Origin of the sequence: Streptomyces griseicoloratus (assembly GCF_014534645.1) — a bacterium.
Classification (GTDB): domain Bacteria; phylum Actinomycetota; class Actinomycetes; order Streptomycetales; family Streptomycetaceae; genus Streptomyces; species Streptomyces griseicoloratus.
Genome location: NZ_JACVQF010000146.1, coordinates 1 through 206 on the forward strand (window position 1 = coordinate 1; position 206 = coordinate 206).

The 206-nt window shown below is 54.4% G+C and carries 1 rRNA gene; it reads left to right on the forward strand.

From position 1 onward, the window contains the following. Positions 1-145: 145 nt before the first annotated feature. A 5S ribosomal RNA gene (gene rrf / locus H0H10_RS04500) occupies positions 146-206 on the forward strand; the annotation flags it as partial.

A 206-nucleotide genomic window follows, 5' to 3' on the forward strand; every position in this document is an offset into this window, starting at 1 on the left:
TGTGGAGGTGACCGGTACTAATAGGCCGAGGGCTTGTCCTCAGTTGCTCGCGTCCACTGTGTTAGTTCTGAGGCAACGACCGTTGCCGGCTTTGAGCAGAACAGACAAGTGAAGAGTGTGCTTGTTCGCTCGAAACCATTAGGGTTTCGGTGGTCATAGCGTAGGGGAAACGCCCGGTTACATTCCGAACCCGGAAGCTAAGCCTT